The 20,058-nt window shown below is 51.6% G+C and carries 14 protein-coding genes and 1 pseudogene; 10 read left to right on the forward strand and 5 right to left on the reverse strand.

Annotation, left to right across the window (positions count from 1 at the left end; all coding sequences use genetic code 11):
• Positions 1–61 precede the first annotated feature (61 nt).
• The 4 genes from Pla110_RS21630 (at position 62) to Pla110_RS21645 (ending at position 8,367) form a co-directional block, all read left to right on the forward strand.
• Positions 62–3,493 carry a transglutaminase family protein gene (locus Pla110_RS21630; RefSeq protein WP_144999163.1) on the forward strand — a complete coding sequence of 1,144 codons (3,432 nt, stop codon included), beginning with the start codon at positions 62–64 and terminating at the stop codon, positions 3,491–3,493.
• A 179-nt stretch (positions 3,494–3,672) separates the two neighbouring features.
• The gene (locus Pla110_RS21635; protein ID WP_231742748.1) at positions 3,673–6,213 is read left to right on the forward strand and encodes a circularly permuted type 2 ATP-grasp protein; all 2,541 of its coding nucleotides are present in this window, start codon (positions 3,673–3,675) and stop codon (positions 6,211–6,213) included.
• Between the two features lie 51 nt (positions 6,214–6,264).
• Positions 6,265–7,158: a transglutaminase family protein gene (locus Pla110_RS21640; RefSeq protein ID WP_144999165.1), complete on the forward strand. Its 894-nt coding sequence runs from the start codon at positions 6,265–6,267 to the stop codon at positions 7,156–7,158.
• Between the two features lie 507 nt (positions 7,159–7,665).
• Positions 7,666–8,367, forward strand: a complete 702-nt coding sequence (locus Pla110_RS21645) for a metal-dependent transcriptional regulator (protein ID WP_144999167.1) — start codon at positions 7,666–7,668, stop codon at positions 8,365–8,367.
• 15 nt (positions 8,368–8,382) lie between these two features.
• Here Pla110_RS21645 and Pla110_RS21650 read toward each other — a convergent pair whose 3' ends face one another.
• Positions 8,383–8,709 carry a hypothetical protein gene (locus Pla110_RS21650; RefSeq protein WP_144999170.1) on the reverse strand — a complete coding sequence of 109 codons (327 nt, stop codon included), beginning with the start codon at positions 8,707–8,709 and terminating at the stop codon, positions 8,383–8,385.
• Here Pla110_RS21650 and Pla110_RS21655 point away from each other — a divergent pair.
• From Pla110_RS21655 to Pla110_RS21665, 3 genes are all read left to right on the forward strand, one after another.
• The gene (locus Pla110_RS21655; RefSeq protein WP_144999172.1) at positions 8,708–9,202 is read left to right on the forward strand and encodes a hypothetical protein; all 495 of its coding nucleotides are present in this window, start codon (positions 8,708–8,710) and stop codon (positions 9,200–9,202) included. The two genes, Pla110_RS21650 and Pla110_RS21655, sit on opposite strands and share 2 nt — an antisense overlap.
• 347 nt (positions 9,203–9,549) lie before the next feature.
• Positions 9,550–10,452 carry a Gfo/Idh/MocA family protein gene (locus Pla110_RS21660; RefSeq protein WP_144999174.1) on the forward strand — a complete coding sequence of 301 codons (903 nt, stop codon included), beginning with the start codon at positions 9,550–9,552 and terminating at the stop codon, positions 10,450–10,452.
• 55 nt (positions 10,453–10,507) lie between these two features.
• Positions 10,508–11,386, forward strand: a complete 879-nt coding sequence (locus Pla110_RS21665; protein ID WP_144999176.1) for a hypothetical protein — start codon at positions 10,508–10,510, stop codon at positions 11,384–11,386.
• 51 nt (positions 11,387–11,437) lie between these two features.
• Here the strand turns inward: Pla110_RS21665 and floA are convergent, their stop codons facing one another.
• A complete protein-coding gene (floA, locus tag Pla110_RS21670; protein WP_144999178.1) occupies positions 11,438–12,397 on the reverse strand; it encodes a flotillin-like protein FloA in 960 nt (319 codons plus the stop codon).
• Positions 12,398–12,827: 430 nt separating this feature from the next.
• On the opposite strand from floA, the gene Pla110_RS21675 reads away from it, so the two are divergent.
• Together Pla110_RS21675 and Pla110_RS21680 are read left to right on the forward strand one after the other, a co-directional pair.
• A complete protein-coding gene (locus Pla110_RS21675) occupies positions 12,828–13,826 on the forward strand; it encodes a hypothetical protein (protein WP_144999180.1) in 999 nt (332 codons plus the stop codon).
• Positions 13,827–14,901: 1,075 nt separating this feature from the next.
• Positions 14,902–16,824, forward strand: a complete 1,923-nt coding sequence (locus Pla110_RS21680) for an RNA polymerase sigma factor (protein WP_197440381.1) — start codon at positions 14,902–14,904, stop codon at positions 16,822–16,824.
• Between the two features lie 83 nt (positions 16,825–16,907).
• Here Pla110_RS21680 and Pla110_RS21685 read toward each other — a convergent pair whose 3' ends face one another.
• On the reverse strand, positions 16,908–18,302 hold the full coding sequence (locus Pla110_RS21685; RefSeq protein ID WP_144999184.1) for an MBL fold metallo-hydrolase RNA specificity domain-containing protein: 1,395 nt from the start codon (positions 18,300–18,302) through the stop codon (positions 16,908–16,910).
• Between the two features lie 380 nt (positions 18,303–18,682).
• On the opposite strand from Pla110_RS21685, the gene Pla110_RS21690 reads away from it, so the two are divergent.
• Complete coding sequence (locus Pla110_RS21690; protein ID WP_144999186.1) at positions 18,683–19,213, forward strand: hypothetical protein; 531 nt, start codon at positions 18,683–18,685, stop codon at positions 19,211–19,213.
• A 26-nt stretch (positions 19,214–19,239) separates the two neighbouring features.
• Here the strand turns inward: Pla110_RS21690 and Pla110_RS21695 are convergent, their stop codons facing one another.
• On the reverse strand, positions 19,240–19,824 hold the full coding sequence (locus Pla110_RS21695; RefSeq protein ID WP_144999188.1) for a hypothetical protein: 585 nt from the start codon (positions 19,822–19,824) through the stop codon (positions 19,240–19,242).
• Between the two features lie 9 nt (positions 19,825–19,833).
• Positions 19,834–19,971 (reverse strand): annotated as a pseudogene (locus Pla110_RS23235) (GYF domain-containing protein); the annotation flags it as partial.
• Positions 19,972–20,058 lie beyond the last annotated feature (87 nt).

The following is a 20,058-nucleotide window of genomic DNA, read 5'->3' on the forward strand; positions in this document are numbered from 1 at the left end:
TGAACGTTTACTTAATCTTTGGAAGTACAACTTCCCAACATCAGGATAGATCCTCACTACTATGATCCGTGTCGCCCTGAATCATAAGTCTATTTACAAATACGACAGCCCGGTGCATCTGGGGCCACAGATTGTTCGTTTGCGTCCCGCCCCCCACTGCCGCACGCCCATTTGCAGCTATTCACTGAAAGTGACTCCGCAGGATCATTACGTCAACTGGATGCAGGATCCGTTCAGCAACTATCTGGCTCGATTGGTATTCTCCAAAGAGACGACTCACTTCGAAGTGGAAATTGATCTCGTGGCCGAGATGACGGTCATTAATCCGTTTAACTTCTTCCTCGACCCCACCGCATCCCATTTCCCATTTAAATACGAACCGGCCTTAGCCAAAGAGCTTCAGCCTTTTCTCGACAAGGAAGAATGGGGCCCCGAATTCAATGCTTACCTCAACAGCATTGACCGGTCGAAAATGGAAACGAACGACTTCCTCGTCATCCTGAACCAGGGCTTGCAGCAGAAAATCAAATACCTGATCCGAATGGAACCGGGCGTGCAGACTCCGGAAGAGACCCTTGCCAAACAGAGCGGTTCCTGCCGCGACAGTGCCTGGCTACTCGTCCAGTTGCTGCGTCACCTTGGTCTGGCGGCCCGATTTGTATCTGGTTATCTGATCCAATTAAAACCCGATGTGAAATCACTCGACGGGCCTTCCGGGTCCGAAGTCGACTTTACGGACCTGCATGCCTGGACCGAAGTATTTCTACCGGGAGCGGGCTGGATTGGTCTCGATCCGACGTCAGGTTTGCTTGCTGGCGAAGGGCATATTCCACTCGCCTGTACGCCACTTCCGTCGAACGCCGCCCCGATCTCGGGGATGGTCAGTCCAGCAGAAGTCGAATTCAGCCATGTAATGGAAGTCACACGAGTCTACGAAGACCCTCGTGTTACTAAACCGTACTCCGATGATGAGTGGACCGCGATTGAGAAGCTGGGTCATCAGGTCGATGAATGCTTACAGGCCGGTGACGTAAAGTTGACGATGGGGGGCGAACCTACGTTCGTTTCTATCGACGACATGGATGGCGACGAATGGAAAACAGCCGCAGTCGGTCCGACCAAACGTCGACTGGCGGGTGAACTGATTAATCGCCTGCAGGATCGATTTGCTCCCAAAGGCCTGCTCCATTATGGACAAGGAAAATGGTACCCGGGGGAACCCCTTCCTCGCTGGGCACTGACCTGTTTGTGGCGCCGCGATGGCGAACCGATCTGGCACAACGAAAAACTGTTGGGTAACCCCGAAGAAAACTACGGACACACGACAGAGGATGCCGTGCGATTCGTCAATCGGCTGGCAGAAAATCTGAACGTCTTTTCCGAACACGTTTCCATCGCGTATGAAGACGCGATGTACTACCTCTGGAAGGAAAGTCGTCTCGCGGTCAACGCCGACGTCATTAAGTCCAATCTGAAAGACAAAGAAGAACGCCTCCGGCTCGCTCGCGTATTTGAGCAGGGACTAGATGAACCCGTCGGATGTATTCTGCCACTTGCTTATCAATGGTGGCTGCCCGAACCCAAATGGAAAAGTGGTAAATGGCCATTCCGGTCCGATAACCTGTTCCTGATTCCAGGCGACTCGCCGATGGGATTGCGGTTGCCACTCGATTCATTGCCGGCCAAGGCAAAGGACGAGTTCGCCCCAGTCCCCATCGTACCGTTCGCATGGACCGATGAATTACCCGCTTACGATCAACTGCGCCAGTCGGTCAGCAACGCGCGACCCGGTGCGGCGGAAGAACGTCAAATCCAGTTCCAGGCCTTGCAACGTGCTGGCAGCCATACCGAACAAGGTGGCGATTCTGGCGAAGGAGATTCTGATGGATCCTTCGAGGACGAATTTGCTCCCAACGAAAAGTTGGCCGCGAACTGGTTACAATATGAACGAGATGTCGATGCCGGAATCATCCGGACCGCTCTCTGCTTCGAGCCTCGTAACGGCAACCTGCATATCTTCATGCCACCAGTTGATCGCCTGGAGGATTACCTCGATCTGCTCGTGAAGATTGAACAGACAGCTGAAGATTTGGAAATGCCCGTGGTCATTGAAGGGTATCTCCCTCCACCCGATTACCGGGTCAAACTGATCAAAGCAACTCCGGATCCGGGCGTGATTGAAGTCAACGTACAACCGGCGAGCAACTGGAAAGAACTGGTCGACATTACGTCCGGCCTCTATGAAGATGCCCGCGTGACGCGACTTGGCACAGAGAAGTTCGATCTCGACGGAACTCATACAGGAACGGGGGGTGGCAATCACATCGTGATGGGCGCCGAAACTCCTGAAGACAGTCCCTTTCTGCGGCGCCCTGATCTGCTGCGAAGTCTAGTGACCTACTGGCAAAACCATCCCTCGTTATCGTATCTCTTTTCGGGTCGATTTGTTGGTCCGACCTCACAAGCTCCTCGCGCCGATGAAGGTCGTCGCGACAGCATGTACGAATTGCAGATCGCCTTTGAACAGATTCCCAAGGGAGGGTACTGCCCGCCGTGGTTGACTGACCGCTTGTTTCGACATTTGCTGGTCGACTTGACGGGGAATACACACCGGGCCGAGTTCTGTATTGATAAACTGTATTCACCCGATAGCAGTACGGGGCGTTTGGGTCTCGTCGAGTTTCGTGCGTTTGAAATGCCACCCCACTGGCAGATGAGCCTGACCCAGCAATTGCTGCTGCGTGCTCTCGTCGCCCGGTTCTGGGAGAAACCGTACGAAAGCGAACTGGTCGACTGGAATACACAAATTCATGACCGCTGGTTGTTGCCACATTTCATCCGTCAGGATTTCAATGACGTCATTGAAGAGACAGCCAACTTTGGGATTTCTCTGGATGCGGATTGGTTTGGACCTCACTTCGAATTCCGGTTCCCGCTGGTGGGCGAACTTACTCAGCAGGATATCCATCTCGAACTGCGGACGGCTATCGAACCCTGGTATGTCCTGGGCGAAGAAGGCTCGCAGGGAGGAACAGCCCGCTACGTCGATTCATCAGTCGAACGAATGCAAGTGAAGATTCGCGGCATGGTGCCCGGACGGCATGTACTTTTATGTAACGGTCGACAGGTTCCACTGCACCCGACGGGTACAGAAGGGGAAGGGGTCGCCGGTGTGCGGTATCGCGCCTGGCAGCCACCAAGTTGTCTGCACCCCACGATTCCGGTCGACGAACCCCTCATCTTTGATTTTTACGATACCTGGATGGAACGCTCATTGGGCGGATGCACCTATTATGTGGGTCACCCGGGAGGTAATAACTCGAGCTCCTTCCCGGTCAACGCCTATGAGGCGGAAAGCCGCAGGGCGGGACGATTCTTCAAAATGGGTCATCAAGGTGGGAAGCGGCCCATGGTCCCCGAAGAACCAAACTCTCACTATCCCATGACGCTTGATCTCCGCCGCAATCGGAACAAGAATCAGAACCGGACGTAGAACGCACCCCGTTCAGAAAGCGAGACATGCTTGAACACTTGGTATTGCGTCGCTACAACCCGTTACGCTTAAATGGTAAATATGCGGTTCTGCGGTTGAATGCGATTCGATACTGAATGTCAGGGTATCGATTCATTTGAGGTTTCGCTCACTTCATTTCATGGGAAACAAAATCGCGCGTGTCGACTACTTCACCAGCTTCGGCTAACAATGTGCTGCGAGATTATGCTCCACCCGAGCAGGTCTTCGACGAGTATATGCTTTCCTCTCGTCAACCACGGCCGCACGCCCAGAAGTTTCTACAAGCGATAAACAGTATCGGCCGTGAAGAATTCGATCTTCGATGGCAGCAGGTCCAGCGTTCTGTACAGGAAAACGATTTCGCGTATAGCGGATACATTGGTGGTGAAGATCGTCCTCGTCCCTGGGAACTCGACGCACTCCCCCTGCTAATCACAGCTAAAGAGTGGAGTTCCGTTTCTGCTGCACTGGAACAACGGGCTCGGTTACTCAACATGGTCCTGCAGGACCTCTATGGTGAGCAACGATTACTTAAAGATGGTGTCCTGCCGCCCGAACTGTTTTACTCGCATTCCGGTTTCAAACGGGCTCTGCATCGGCACCAACCTGCCGATAGCTGCTTCCTCCATTTCTACGCCGCCGACCTGGCACGGTCCTCCGATGGTCAATGGTGGGTGCTGTCGGATCGTACCGAGGCCCCTTCGGGCGTCGGCTTTGCCCTGGAAAATCGCATCCTTGTCTCTCGCATGCTGCCCGAAGCGTTTCAACAATGCCGAGTTGAACGGTTAGCACCTTTTTTCATTGCTGCAAGGAAGATGTTGCGAAACCTCGCCCCGCATCATACGGAGGACCCTCGCGTTGTACTACTAAGCAACGGACCGGCGAGCAACAACTATTTTGAAGATGCCTACCTCGCCCGTTATCTCGGATACACACTGGTGGAAGGGGGCGATCTGACGGTTCGAAATAATCAGGTCATGCTCAAGACTTTAGCGGGACTGTTGCCGGTCGATGTTATTTTACGTCGGCAGAACAGTAACGATTGCGACCCGCTCGAACTCGATCCTCATTCGGGTATCGGAATCGCTGGTCTCACTGAAGCAGTACGAGATGGAAACGTGGCCGTCGCGAATTCACTGGGAAGCGGATTGGTGGAATCGGTCGCCATTATGGCCTTCCTTCCACGATTGAGCCGTGCACTACTTGGCGAAGAATTATTGATTCCGGGTATCGCTTCCTGGTGGTGCGGGCAACCGCAGGAACTGGAATACGTACTGGACAATCTGGAATCGTTGATTATCCAACCCGCCTTTCGCAGCCGCGGAAAAGATGGCCCGACGCGCAATGCGCTGGCGAAGATGTCGCGTAAAAAGCTCAAAGAAACACTGAAAGGCAATCCACACAGATATGTTGCTCAGGAGCAGGTTTGTCGTTCCAGCCTGCCCGTCTGGGAAGAACCCTGCAAACCAGCGTACCTTGCCATTCGTGGTTTTGCCGTGGCCGAAAAAGACTCTTACCATGTGATGCCAGGGGCACTGGCAAGAACGTCTACTGCACTCGATCCATTGCAACTCTCCATTCGCAAAGGCGAGGGAAGCAAAGATACGTGGATTCTTTCCGACTCACCCGTAGAGCATGTGAGCCTGCTCGAACAACAGGGCCGCTCAACACCTCTGCGGCGAACGGGGGCCGAGTTGCCTTCGCGTGCGGCGGACAATCTGTTCTGGTTGGGACGTCAGTTGGAACGAGCCGATGCTTATGCCCGCGTGTTGAGGTGTGCCGTTGATAGGATCAGTGGTGAATCTCGATCAGCCAGCGATTTGGAAATACCCGTCTTAATTCGTTGCCTTGCTGATCAAGGACAGATTGAACCTGATTACGCAATCGATAAATTACGTGAGCAGTTGCCTTCGCTGGCAGTGGAACTCCCCAAATACGTGTTTGACAAATCTCAACCTTCCAGCCTGCGGTCGGTCGTGGATGAACTTTTCCGTTTGGGATCAATCGTACGCGACCGGGTCTCGCTAGATACCTGGCGTACGATCCGTCGGATCGATAAACGCTTCCGCCCTGCCCGGTTTCGAGCGACGAATCTTTCGGATCTATCGGCATCAACAGACGAATTGATTACTGAGCTCGCCGCCTTCACCGGGATCGTCATGGAAAGCATGACCCGGACACAGGCCTTCCGATTCCTGGAACTGGGGCGTCGACTCGAGCGATCGGTACAGATCGTGAGTCTCGTCAAGAACTTCTTCATTCCGCTACCCGAAGTACAGGTCCCCGTCTTTGAAACCTCGCTGGAAGTGGCCGACAGCATTATGACGTATCGATCCCGGTACCGCTCCAACCTGCAATTGCCAGCCGTGCTCGACTTATTGCTAACCGACGAGACCAATCCACGGTCGCTCCTGTTTCAGTTTGCAGAGCTTGCTGAACAGGTCGATCAGTTGCCTCGTAAACAGACATTGCCCGGTTACACTTTGGAACAACGGCTCGCAATGGAATTGCTTCATTCGGTCCAGTTAATGGACATTGAACATGTCGCTGAAGTCCATGCTTTGGGAAATCATCAACCACTGGAACAGAGCATTCATTTCTGGGAAGAAAGCCTTCCCCGGTTGTCGGAAGCGATTTCCCACCGCTACCTGATTCATGCGACTCACTCCCATCAGTTGTCCGACATCAGCCCGCAATAAGTATTCAAACATAATAATTCAGAAGTTAATAAACAGTAGCGAAATAACATCGTGAAATACCGCATCACTCATAGTACCCGATACCAATATTCGCAGGCGGTGCCGGTCTGTCATAACCTGGTACATCTCTGCCCTCGAGAGTTACCGAGTCAGAGTCGGGATTCTTTTGCGCTGTTAATTCATCCCGAACCAACACGGGTGACGACGCGCCAGGATTATTTTGGGAATGATGTCTCTCTTTTTTCCATCGATCATCCCCATTCTGGAATGACGGTGACCTCGCTCAGCGAAATGACTGTCACCGCCCGTCCGGTCATCGATCCGAAGAAAACGGCCCCTTGGGAAAAAGTGGCCGCTGAAACGAAATCGGCAGCGACAGACGAAGCACTGGATGCGTACCAGTTCGTCTTTGATTCGATCGGAGTGAAACGGGTTCCGGAACTGCTTGAGTATGTACAGGCTTCCTTTTCCGCAGGACGTCCCATCCTGGCGGGAGTGCTGGAGCTGACGGAACGAATTAACAAAGAGTTCCGCTACGATCCCCGAGCGACAACGGTGCATACCGAGGTCCGTGAGGTTTTTGAAAACCGCCACGGTGTCTGTCAGGACTTCGCCCATCTGCAGATCGGTTGCCTGCGAACGCTCGGAATCGCCGCCCGATACGTCAGTGGCTACTTGCGAACCCTTCCCCCTCCCGGCAAACCTCGGTTAGTCGGAGCCGATGCTTCCCATGCCTGGCTGTCCGTATATTGTGGCGAAGCAGGCTGGATCGATGTTGATCCGACGAACAACTTGCTGGTTTCCAGTGACCATGTTTCGGTCGCCTGGGGTCGCGATTACTTCGACGTCTGCCCGATTCAAGGGACAATTGTCGGCGGCGGACAACACAGCATGACGATTTCCGTCGATGTCGCTCCCATCGCGGACGAGCCTGTTCTTACTTGATTCATCGCAGCCAGGTTTCCAGTCAGCAATAGTACTGAATTTGGTCGAACTTTCTCCCCCGCTGGTTTCGTATAGCTATGTAGGGGGACTCATCTGCCTATAATTTCAGTAATTAGGTGAGTTTGAGCAGTCTGCGACTCCTCTCTTAATTGGCTATTGCTCCACATCTTACTTGCATAATCGGAACAGATTGCCCTGTAGGCACTTAAGCTCCAAACTTATTGCGTCGTCGCTCTTTGAGTTTACCAGACGATCAGCTAATATTCATAAAGTTGAACAATAGTTGGAATGTCCAGCGTAAGCGACCTCTAAGGGAAAACCCTGAAATATCGAGCGAAAGCGGGAATAGATTGTCCCGATTTCATCGAGTCATACTCTCCCTCCCGATTGCCTGGCTCAGTTTGTCTTTGATTGTTTCCGCAAAGTCCCTCCCTGGAAATGATCTGTTCTCCCAAATTTTCAAACTCTTAGAATCGAACGAAATTCGATAAGGAAATTCGTACGCCTATGCCATCCCAACAGAGGCACCGCAAATTAAGCCATGCGGTGGAAAACTATTTAAAAGCCATTTTGCAGATCGGAAATCGCTCCGGTAATGAATGGGTTTCTACCGGCGCTCTTGCCGAGGAACTCAGTCTTTCGCCTGGTACAGTGACCAGTATGCTGAAAACGCTGGATGAGTCGAAGACGGAAATTCTCGTCGAATACAAACCTTACGAAGGCGTACGGTTGACCGACGAGGGGAATCGAACCGCCTTGATCATGCTACGCCGTCACCGGTTGATTGAACTCTTTCTGACACAGACGCTTGGACTGAGCTGGGATAAAATCCACGAAGAAGCAGAGAATATGGAGCATGCCGTTTCAGACGAGTTGATCGATCGCATCGACGAGTACCTCGGCCATCCCGATTCTGACCCGCACGGGGATCCCATTCCCAGTCCGGAGGGGAAATTACGGGGCGAGAATTTGGAAATGGTCAGTTTGGGTTCCTTACCACTGGGATCCCGGTTCCGTCTCACCCGGGTGACGAACCAATCGCCCGAGTTTCTTCGCTATCTCACCAAAAGTGGAATCGAACTGGGTGTCGAAGGAGAGATTCTGGAAACGAACCCGGATGCGGGAATTCTCTCGCTGAAACATGAGCAACAGACGGTGGTTCTAGGCTTCGTTAATGCCGAAAGCCTACTTGTCCAGCGTTTGGATTGATAGTTTTTGGTCTCGCTATTGTCCGATTGATTCAATTTGTTCCTGATGTAGCATCATTTCTATGCCTATAATGTCCAGTAAGGTATCTCCCTGCACTGTGACGGCTAATCTCAAGTGAGCCCGATCCTCCATGGCGGCGGATCGAAGTTCTTTTTGCTCACCCTGCTGGCGAGATTCTCTTCGCCCCTCCCGTAGTAACTCCACTTTCAGTTCTGGTACGCCCTTGCGATATAGCCAGGCCGTTTCCGTAGTGAACATCGACATCATTTCATTGAAGGAGAAGACAATGCGATCTTTCGTATTAAGTGTGTTTTGCTTAATGGGTTTGGGGATAGTCGTCATGGCTCAGCAACAGAAAGAGCCCTCTGAGCCAGTGCCAAACAATGTCTCCGGAATCGCCGATTCAATTGAAGTCAAAGTCGTCGGCACATTATCAACTGGGGCAGTCGCCATCGGAGGCGAAACCACAGGCATCACCATCAAATCGGGAAATATCACCTGGGAGATCGATTTCAGCCAGGCTCCGGAACTCCAGGAACTGGCGATAAAGCTGGTCAAGGCCAAGGTTCAACTGGAAGGAGAACTGGTCCGTCGCTCCGGTACCGAAGTCGCGAACAGAGATACTGTTGTCGCCCGTTCGATGAACTCCCTCACTATGCCTAAACCGGGACAGGATGAACGGATCATTCGGAATCAATCGAAGTCCAACAACGACCCTGTGATTCGGAATACACCTGCAGGAACGCGCCCGAAATCGCCCAATCTACCTGTCTTGAAAAGAGGTTTGGATAACCAGACGGAAGTTCCCGCCAACCCCTCTCCGTTTGGGAATTGATCTTGCTCTGAATTGGGATTCTGTCTACCTTTCCCGCCTCTCTCCAGGTCGAAAGACCTAACCAACAGACAAAATCCGTACTCGATTACCACCCGACAGGGATGTCGGACTGATCTCTGTACGTCGGCATTACTCCTCTCTCTCTACTCTCGGTAATGCCCAAACCCTGATTGTGCCTGATTATAAGTAGTTCCGATTGCACTCTTCAAAAGTGTCACGCGGAGCTGCTGTTGATGGTGCGCAGAAACAGATTAGTACATACCTCAGGTGATCACTTTCACTTCCTTGCGAAGTAAAGGTTGTCCCCATGAATTGTTGAATCGTTTCTGAACTGTGTTCCCGGGGACATGATGTTACGACTGGGAATAGTCGATTTTGATTCCTCACATTCGATCGAATTCACTCGCCGCCTGAACCAGGTTGGAGTTTCGCGCGATCAATGGGTGGAAGGTGCGCGCATCGTCGCGGGCTGGCCGGGAGATTCCCGCATGGCGCCCGAACGCATTGCCCACTTCCGTCCTCAGATCGAAGCGTGCGGCGTGACTGTGGTCGAATCGCCCGAAGCATTGCTACAGGAACAACTCGACGGCATTCTCATCCTCTCGCTGTCTGGTCAACGCCATGGGGAACGGGCACTCCCCTTTCTTGAAGCGGGAATACCCACGTACGTCGACAAACCGTTCACCTGTGCCGTCGATGACGCCCAACAGATGCTCGCCCTTGCTGAGAAAACAAACACGCTTTTGTTCAGCTCGTCCGGTTTACGATTCACAGAGGACGTAACCCATTTCCAGTCACAGCAGAACCGCTACGGAGCCTTGCTCGGTTGTCTGTGCTTTGGTCCAGCCAAACGAGCCGAGGGCAACCCGGGGCTGTTCCACTATGGCATTCACACCACCGAGCTACTGTTCACATTGATGGGCCCGGGCTGTATTGAAGTTCGCACCCATTTCCAACCCGATTGTGAACTGGTCACCGCCCAATGGCAGGACGACCGTCTGGCGACGTTGCGGGGAAACCGCAGCGGTAGCACAGCGTATGGATTTGTCGCTTTTTGTGAAGAAGGCGTGATTCCCGTTTCCGTTTCGACTCGCACTGCTTATCGCAATCTGTGTGAGCAGATCGTCCTCGCTTTTGAAACAAACACGGCTCCTGTTCCTCCTTCGACCACATTGGAGATTGTCCGATTCATTTCGGCCAGTCTCGAAAGTGAACAACACCACGGGAAACCGATCGCGCTCGCCGCGTAAATCCTTCAATTAATTCGTTTAGTAAATTCAGACCAACTATAAATCAGGCAGAACTATGACTGCATTATCAACATTGAAATATTCCGTCCGCACGACCTGCCCCCGCAACATGATCTCGTGGGGAACCGGCCTGTTGTGGATGCTGCCCGTATGCTGGCTGCTCTGTGCCTTCGGCGGCGCGAGTTCAGCCGAGGCGCAGGAATTTTCCATGTATACCAAGGTCTACGACGACAGCCTGCTCGATCGCCCTGTGGTTAGTCGGAGCCTGACGATGTTCCATGCTGGAGAAGTCTATGACTATCTGGACGGTGTGGGGGAAGTCATCATCATGCAACCGATCCGCAAGAAGTTCGTCATTCTCAATTTGCGATCCGAAATCCAAACCGAAATCAGTTTCGCTGAGATCGAAAATATGTTGCAGATGGCCGACGACGAAACGACGAACTTCCTCAAGAAGCTGGCGAACGAACCCCATGACGAGCAGCTCTATCGCCGCATTCGCTTTTACCAGGAACCTCACTTTTCGCGATCGGTCGACGTCCAGGAAAAACAACTGAAGTTAACCAGTCCGTACCTGACGTACTCCGTGAATTTTCATAACGATCGACCTGAAGAATACGTGCGGAAGTATCTCGACTTCGCCGACTGGGTCAAAAAGCTGAACTACGTCCGCCACCCGATAGATACCTCTTACCGAGCCCGGGTGGAATTGAATAACCGCATGCGGTCCATCCAGGCCCTGCCATTGACGATTCAATTAACCGCCAACACGGGGGCCGGGGAAGTCAAACTGCGATCAGAACATCACATTGACTGGAAGCTGAACCAGATGCACAAAGAAAAGATCAACCTGTGGAACCAAAAGATCAAATCGAACGAAACCCGTAGTATTTCCATCGCGCAGTATCAACAGAATCTGCACGCACAACGGTAGGTGCCACCCGGTTGAACGACTCTGCTGGTATACTTGAACAGATCGCGTTGATCAAATTTTCTCGCTGTTGTCTTTCGTGTCTTCCTGTCGCATCGCGTGCAGAGAACCTTCCCGGTATGCTTCCGCCATTGCGAGGGGAATCTCGGCTTCGGCCAGCACGACCTTCGCCCGGTTTTCCTGGGTGAGCGCTTTCATGGCCTGTTCATCGGCAACCGCCATGGCACGGCGTTCTTCCGCCTTGGCCCGGGCAATTCGCTTCTGAGCTTCGGCCTGGTCCGCCTGCAATCGTGCGTCAACGTTGTCTCCCACATCGATATCAGCGATATCGATGGAAACAATTTCGTAAGCAGTCTGCGAGTCGAGCCCCTTGGCCAGCACTGCTTTCGCAATCACGGTCGGGTTGGCAAGCACATCGTTGTGAGTCTTGGAGGATCCAATCGCCGAGACGATTCCTTCACCCACGCGGGCGATGACGGTGTCTTCCGTAGCTCCGCCCACAAGTTGACTCAGATTGGTACGCACCGTCACGCGGGCACGGGCTTTCAGTTGAATTCCATTTTTAGCAACGCCGTCCAGCGTGTTGCGACCGAACCGGGGATTGGGACAATCAATGACTTTCGGATCGACCGAGGTGTGAACCGCTTCGACGATATCACGACCGGCCAGATCGATTGCAGCGGCCGTATCCCAGTCGAGTTCAATCCGGGCTCGCTGCGCGGCAATCAACGCCCGCACTACACGGTCAACATTTCCGCCTGCCAGATAGTGGGCGACCAGTAGCTTCGTCGGAATATTCTGAATCGCCGACTGGCTGATCATAATCCGGGAATCGACAATCGCATGGGGATCCACTTTCTGTAGCGACATCAGAATGATCTCAAAGATTCCGACACCCGCTCGGGAGAACTGGGCTTGTAGCCACAGCTTGAAAAAACGAGCAAACAGGAAAACGAGAATCAACACGATGAGGGCCGCCATCGCGATTCCGCCGTACAGCAAAATGTCTTCCATCAGTTAGTTCTCTTTTCAGTTCTGGTCAGCGGGAGAGATTGGCAGGCAACAGTGGCGCTTCCTCTTATATGTTCAGGAAGTGGGCCACACTGTTACGTGTCACCCTGCACTGTTACTCCGGATACCGACTTTAACAGCCTAGCGGGTAACACGATACAGATGGACCTCTATTCTAGGGAATCCCCCACCGTTTTCAAACGATAAACAAATTCTCGCCGGTCGCATTTCCCGGATCGTCCCTTCCGCTGCATACCCGTGCGTCCCCTGAAAATGGTGGTCTGACTGGTTTCTTTCGTGCTACAGTATCGTGCCAACACCTCTTAATCCCGCTTTTAACCCTCTCTTCGACCAGCCGCGTCGACCGAAACGGCTCCCGTTTCATCACTCGGGAGCAGGAACTCGCGAAATCAATTTTTCGGATTTGAACACCATGAACCATTCCCCCTTTCTCACTGCTGCTCTGTTTTTGTGTTGCCTGCTCCCCGCCCCCATATTGGGGGCAGAACCGGTCGCGAATCCGGCGCTTGATCAGGTAACGTCCCGGACGCCTAAAACTGTAGTTGAGCTGGACGAATGGTTAAAGAACATGGTTTGGTATCACCAATATACTCCAGAGGAAATCATCCAAGCGACCGGACTACCAACGGAAGAAATTGAAGCGAAGCTCGTAGCGTTGAAAATTAATGCGGAGACAAAACCGGCTCTCCCGGAAAACCAATTGCTCATGCTGCCCTACCCGGGAGGACGCCATCCGCGAATTGGTTTTTTGGAAGGGGCGATTGATCCTGTCCGCGAAACCAAAATCAGTTTGTTCACTCCCTGGGATCCCGATTCGTATGTCGTGATGGATTTGCCGGAGGCCCTGTGGTCCAACCTGGGTTTAACTTATCTCGCCCATGTTCATGTTCCCACAATCTGGTCGAAAGAGAATATCGAACTGGAGGCTCAGGAATGGACTCGAGCAGAGGATGGTTCACTCTTAATGAGTCGGACACTCCCCAACGGCATTCGTTACGACGCCACGGCCAGAGTTAACAAAGCGAAGAACCCGAATCAACGAGCCATGTTGATGACACTCAGTCTGACCAATGGAACCGACTCTCCTTTAAAAGATCTTCGTGTGCAGAATTGCGTGATGCTGAAAGGAGCCCCCGAATTCGCCCAGCAGTCAAATGAGAACAAGCAGTTCCGCAATCCCTTCGTGGTTTGCAAATCCTCCGTCGGGAACCGGTACATCATTACCGCCTGGGAACGCTGCGTCCGCCCCTGGGGCAATAACCGCTGCCCCTGCCTGCACTCTGATCCTCAATTCCCCAACCTCGCCCCGGGCGAATCGGCCACACTCAAAGGCTGGCTATCCTTCTACGAAGGAGAAGATGTTGAGGGAGAGATGAAGCGCATTGAAGACGAGTACTTCACCGTAGAGTGAGCATAAGTTAAGATCTGGAAGAGTCATCTGACTCACAGATGAATAATTCAACCCCAGATGAACGCCTTCAAATTGTTACCACTCTTTAAATAGGTGATTGCTACAAGTGAATAACGATGTCTCTCAAGGATTTCCTCGAACGCTCAAAATCATAGGACTCCTGCTCGTCTGTTTGAGCTGCTTTACACTCGGGCGAGTTATGGATGCCTGGATAAAATTTCAGTCAAAGAGCGACCAGATCCAACAGTTCATCGAATAGGGTAAACAATTCGAATCAGAGATAGACGAACGAAATCTTCACGGCGTATCAAGCTGACATTCAATCGATTGTGGACGGGAGTGAGGGACTGATTTCGGAACCTTACCGGACTTCAACCGAGTTCGACATTGCTAACCTCGAGCGGCAGCGGCCTCAACGAAAACTTCCTAACGCGACTACGATAAGTTTCAATGAGAAAATCGCTTATAAAACCAATGATCTGGACGGGCTGATTGACTCATGGGATCGCACAAGCCAAAGCGGATCTCAATCTGATGTAGAGATTCGGTATGATTCTTCGCAGATCCCCTTATCTTACGATGAGGTTGAAAACAAAGAGGCACTCACTCGTGGCCTGTTCGAGTTTTACAGGGGAGAATCGGTCGCGATTGAGTTCTTATTACCAAGGTTATTGGAACTGTGGGAACAACCAGAACATTACGAGGTGATAAAACTAAACGGGCGTACGTCATTCTCACTAAAAAAGCAGAGGTTCCGGGCACCTTACTTGATTAAATCTTACTCCACCCACAACCCACAAGGACTTCTGCTCATTATCGACTGTGAAAATGATATCGAAAAACAGGAACTCCGGTTTAACTTGGAGTCTTACACGTTTTCTTTACGAACAAAATCTCAATAGCACCCCAGAAATCGAAGATAATTCAATAAGGCACGCCAACGCCCCTCACTCCCCTGAAAAGCATTTTGCTAAAAAGGTGAATTCGCCACATTATTTTGAATAGTTTCACCCGTCACCACACATTTTCTCTGTAGAGAGTGGGTGATTTCTATTTCGTAAGAGGGGGAAGATTCTTGGTCACGCGACCTGACGGCCAGTTACTGTCTGAAGTGGCAGCAGACGGATCGGAATCTGCATTTGAAGAACTGGTGCAGCGACATGGCTCTCTCGTTCTCAATCAGTCCCTGCGCCTGCTCTCCAATCGGCAGGACGCCGAAGACGCCACTCAAGCGGTCTTCCTGGTGTTATGGGAAAAGGCCTCCCGCCAGCAGAACAGCCTCAGCGTAGCGGGGTGGCTGCATCGGACAACGCAGTATGTCTGCCGCAATGCACAGCGTAGCCGACAACTACGCATAACCAAAGAACAGAGAGCGATGGAAACAATCGAGTCGTCCCCAAACGACAACGATCAGTGGAATGAAATCAAAGACGTCCTGGATGACGAACTGGATCGGCTTCCCGAAAAGTATCGTTTGCCACTCATCCTGTTTCATCTCGAAGAACGGCAACTTACTGAAATTGCCGAACTCATGCATTCAAATTGTTCCACGATTGAAACTCGATTGCGGCGAGGTCGGGAAATGCTCCGCCAGCGGATCGTCCGTCGTGGAATCGCCATCAATACCGCCTCATTGATGGCGGTGATTGGCATTCACGCGACCACCTCCCATCTCTCCGTTTCCATAGTGACAGCGACCGTAAACTCCGCAAGTCTATTCGCGGCGGGACAGATTATTCCTACGACTCTGCTTTCCCCTCAAACTATCGCCCTCGCAAAGGGAGCACTTCCCATGTTGGCAAACACCAAGCTCAAGATCATCGTTGCCGCAATCGTAGGAGTTTTATTGTTGGGAGGCATGTCGAGCATGATGATCAGAACAGGAGATCACTCCGACGCACCACAAACTGGCCTGGCATCGTCCGATTCCGATGCAGTAACCAGGCAGGAATTACTTCAAAACAATGCAGAAGATCGAGCAAGACTTCAGACGATTATTACCGCTCTGGAAAAACAGCGGGAGCAGGTGCAGAGTCTTTCCATTGAAACAAAGTCTTATGGTGAATTTTTTGTCGATCCCAAGGTGCTTGGTTCCTGGAAAAGATTTGCTTCACCCGGCTTACCAGATCCTACGTACGAGTTCGAGAAAACCTTTGCCTATGCGGTCGGTAAATATTATTGGCGACAGGTCAGTAGCACCAAACGAACATCGAGTGAGAACGATCAACTGGGCGCTCGCCGTGAAACATCTAACATTGAAAGAGGTTGGGATGGAATGCGTCTCTGGTCACGACTTGTCAACTTTCAGAATGGCCAGACTGTTCTCAATATATGGCCGTCGGAACCGACGACCTCATGGCCATACAATCCGGAGTATTTCACTAACATCGGTTGGGATTGCATGACCGCGTTAAACACCAATGATGAAGCAAGACTTCAACAGCATCGGAAATACGACTTCCTATCGCTGTTAAAGGAGGGCGTGTTCTCTATTGATCCGGGAACGACCAATCTGAACGGAGCTAATTGTGTCGTCTTACGCAGAACGCATGAAGTCGAACTGACGGAATACAATCCGGCCACAGAAGAAAATGTGGTGGTCAACTCGACGAACACTGACTCGTATTGGCTGGACATCGACCGTGGATTTGCGATGCAGAAACGTGAACACGACAACCAGAGGTGGGGGTTAAGTCGATCCATCCACTCTGAATTCGTGGAGATCCTGCCCGGCCTCTGGTTCCCTGAGAAGATTCAGTCACTCACTTACGCCCCTCCGGACGCGTCTCAGGAATATCAAGGAAAACTGGTCCGGAGCTGGAATTGCGATTTAATCCATTGGTCTGCGAACGATGTCCCCGACATTCTTTTCGAGGTCGTTACCAATCCCGGTGAAATCCTCTACGAGAACGGCAAGAAGAAAATCATCGACGAGAACAACCAACCCGTTGATTTTCCCTCCGAGAACCAGGAGACCGACCGCTTTCCGGAGCGATGAAGGGTTTATTTAACGGAGATTGAAACTCCTAAGATTGGAGATAGTTCCTTCGACATAGGAAAGTTCGCTGCCCCTCTCTTACCTCACACTTCGAAGCTCTGGCCTCGTTCGGGGATGATGGGGGATTCGTTGCAGATGTCGCGAATTGATTCGGCCAGGGCCTGAGCGGAGTCGGGTTCGCCGTGAACGAGGAAGGTGTGGTTGATGCCTTCATCGCCCGCCAGATGTTCGTACCACCATTTCATATCGACGATGTCAGCATGCCCCGAGAGACCGTTGATCTTTTCCACCTTCGCCCGCAATGGAAATTCCTTGTTGAAGATTTTGACGTACTTCTGTTTCTCGACCAGTTTACGTCCGAGTGTATGTTGCGCCTGGAACCCAATGATCAGAATGATGTTCTTTTCGTCGGAAACGCACTGCGCCAAGTGGTGCGTCACTCGGCCTGATTCACACATCCCACTGGCGGCGATGATGACGCAGGTCTCATCCAGGTCATTGATTTTCATACTCTCTTCCCGGGACTGCACATATCTGATTCCGGGAAAGTGATACAGATTGTCATCGTCCATCAATGTCCGCTGTGCGGTGGCATCAAGCAGGTGTTGATATCGCTCATAGACTTTGGTCAGCCGATTCGAGAGGGGGCTGTCGACAAATACGGGGACGCTAGGGAGTTTGTTTTCATTCACCAGCTCATTCAAATAATAAACTACCTGTTGCGTTCGACCATTACTGAACGCCGGAATGATCACCTTCCCTTTATTCTTGAACGCTTCGTGGATGATTCGTTCCAGGTGATGTTTCACATCAGGTGCCGGGGGGTGAGTCCTGTTTCCGTAGGTAGACTCCCCAATCAGAATATCACATCCCTGTAAGGGGAACGGGTCGTGGAGCAGGGGCATGTTGCGGCGACCCAGGTCGCCCGTGAACACGAGTCGTTTGATCTCCCCTTCGTCTTCAATCTCAAACCGCATCAAAGCAGAACCCAGAATGTGTCCGGCGTCGTACATCGTGACTTTGATTCCACGATCCAGTTCATGGGTCTCGCGGTACTCAAGTGTCTCGACCCGCTTCATCACCATTTCGACATCGTCTTCGTCGTATAGTGGTTCGAAGGGAGGGTGCGAGCCTTTGATGTGCTTAGAGAGGTAGCGAGCATCTTCCGCTTGAATCTTGGCGCTGTCTCGCAACATGATCTCGGCGATCTCGGCCGTAGCGGGGGTACAGAATATTGGTCCGCGAAAACCAGCTTTATAGATCCCGGGGAGATTGCCACAGTGATCGATATGGGCATGAGAGAGAAAGATCGCGTCGAGGTCTTTGGGGTCGCAGAGGAAATGTTCGTTCTTCTCGCGAGACTCGGCTCGGTGGCCTTGAAAGAAACCACAGTCGAGTAAAAAACGATGCCGTTCCGTTTCCACCAGATGCTGGCTGCCCGTGACTTCACCAGCGGCTCCATAAAACGTGATTTTCATGCGCGAATCGATTCAAGATTTGAAGAGGAGAAATGGAACGGAAGGATAGAGCGATGTCCAGCCCTTTTTCGTGTTCTATCATAGGGGAGGACCTGATTCAGGAAAACCGCATTGATCAGAAATTGACCCTGGGTTAAAACTCTACCTAAGATAGATTGAACACGTTTGTTTTCTCATGGTGTTTTCAACTGGATGTATTCAACTGGTTGCATTCAATCGTTGTGGCTCTGATTCCGTTCGTTTTAACGACTGAGATCTTAGGCAACAGAGAACAGCATCCAGGCAGCAAAAATCCACCATCAAGAAGATAAACGATTTGTTTCACCTGAAGTTCTGAAGCGCAAAGAACCAAAGCTAACGGACGCCCAAAGGAGGAACACATGCGAATTGTGCGAGATATCAATGCGCTGCGAAACCTGTTCGCCGCCACAACCGAGCAAACCTTTCAGTCCGAGCTGGGGGTGGTGAATCCCCGCTTTACCGACTACCTGGTCGATTTGTTGATCCGTTTTGTGCGTTACGACGCCATTCACAAGGTACGCAACAGTACCGGCCAGCGTTTGTACGAAGTCGCGGATATGCTGGCAGAGGCGGAAGAACGAACCGACTTGCCTCGTCGCGAAGTTTACCGGCACATCGGTGACTACTCTCTCTTCTGGGCCGGTCTCTATCCAGAAACGCTCAAACGCAAACAGCAACCGAGCCACCGCGATCACCTGATTGATTATTTCCAACAGGGGAAGCGGTCTTATTACCTCGCCAGCACCTACGACGAGGAACCGTACCAGGAAGAAGCCATGGTCCTGCGCTGGCTCAGCGACGAATTCGAACTTTGCACCTACGGTCTTCAACGCGTCCGTCAGGAATGGGACCAACTCCTCCAGGAAACGGACCATCCGGAGCATAATTAATCTGATGTGATTCAAATTCAATTCAGCTATGCCTCAGCCAGCTGTCGTGTGTTCGATTCAATGTCGATGATGACCTTCAAAAACTCCATTAAAGCCATGGTTATAACATAAGTGAGACGACCGACGATTACATAGAAAGCGAAACCAATCACACCGAGTACAAAGGCTATCAACTTTTCGGATAAAAAAGTGGCTTCATAAGCGAGGATTACAGAAAAAACAAAAGCACCTATCCCTGCAAGGATGTAAATACAAAATAGAATTTGCGCAAGAGACTTCAGGAAAGTCAAAAATCGGTTCAGATTGGGATATCGATCATCACCACCGCCCCAGAAAATACGTAGCCCGGAGTTTTTAAAACCGGTTAATTTCGAGGACGACTGCATGTCTGGGTATGCTTCCCTATGGACGCGATTGTTTCGCATCCTGCCCTTCTTCGATTTTGGTAGCGTTTCCAAATCGGAGAATTCATCCGCTCCATTGTGCTGGAAGTCTTCATAAGAATCCGAGTTCACCACGTCCTGGGGAGGCGCATCTTCCAAATCACTCAGGTTAAGATCACTAAGCTGAAGTGGTGGAGGAGTAACCGCCGCCTTAGCTTTGGATCGCATCTTGCGTGCGGGGATCCACTTCCGTGATGTTTCGTTGCGAACGTAAGCCATTTGTCGGACGTCGTCTCGTTCCAGCAACTCCCGCAATGCCTCATTCGTTAAAGGTCCGTGAATATTGTCCTCTATTCTGACATACCATTTGGACATTGTTGGCCCCGTCCGGATCGTTAAAGAAGTTCTCGCAGTGAATTGTTAGCATGGGACTTTGTGCCTTCACTGTGGGATCTGAATCAA

The sequence above is a fragment of the Polystyrenella longa genome, assembly GCF_007750395.1.
GTDB lineage: Bacteria > Planctomycetota > Planctomycetia > Planctomycetales > Planctomycetaceae > Polystyrenella > Polystyrenella longa.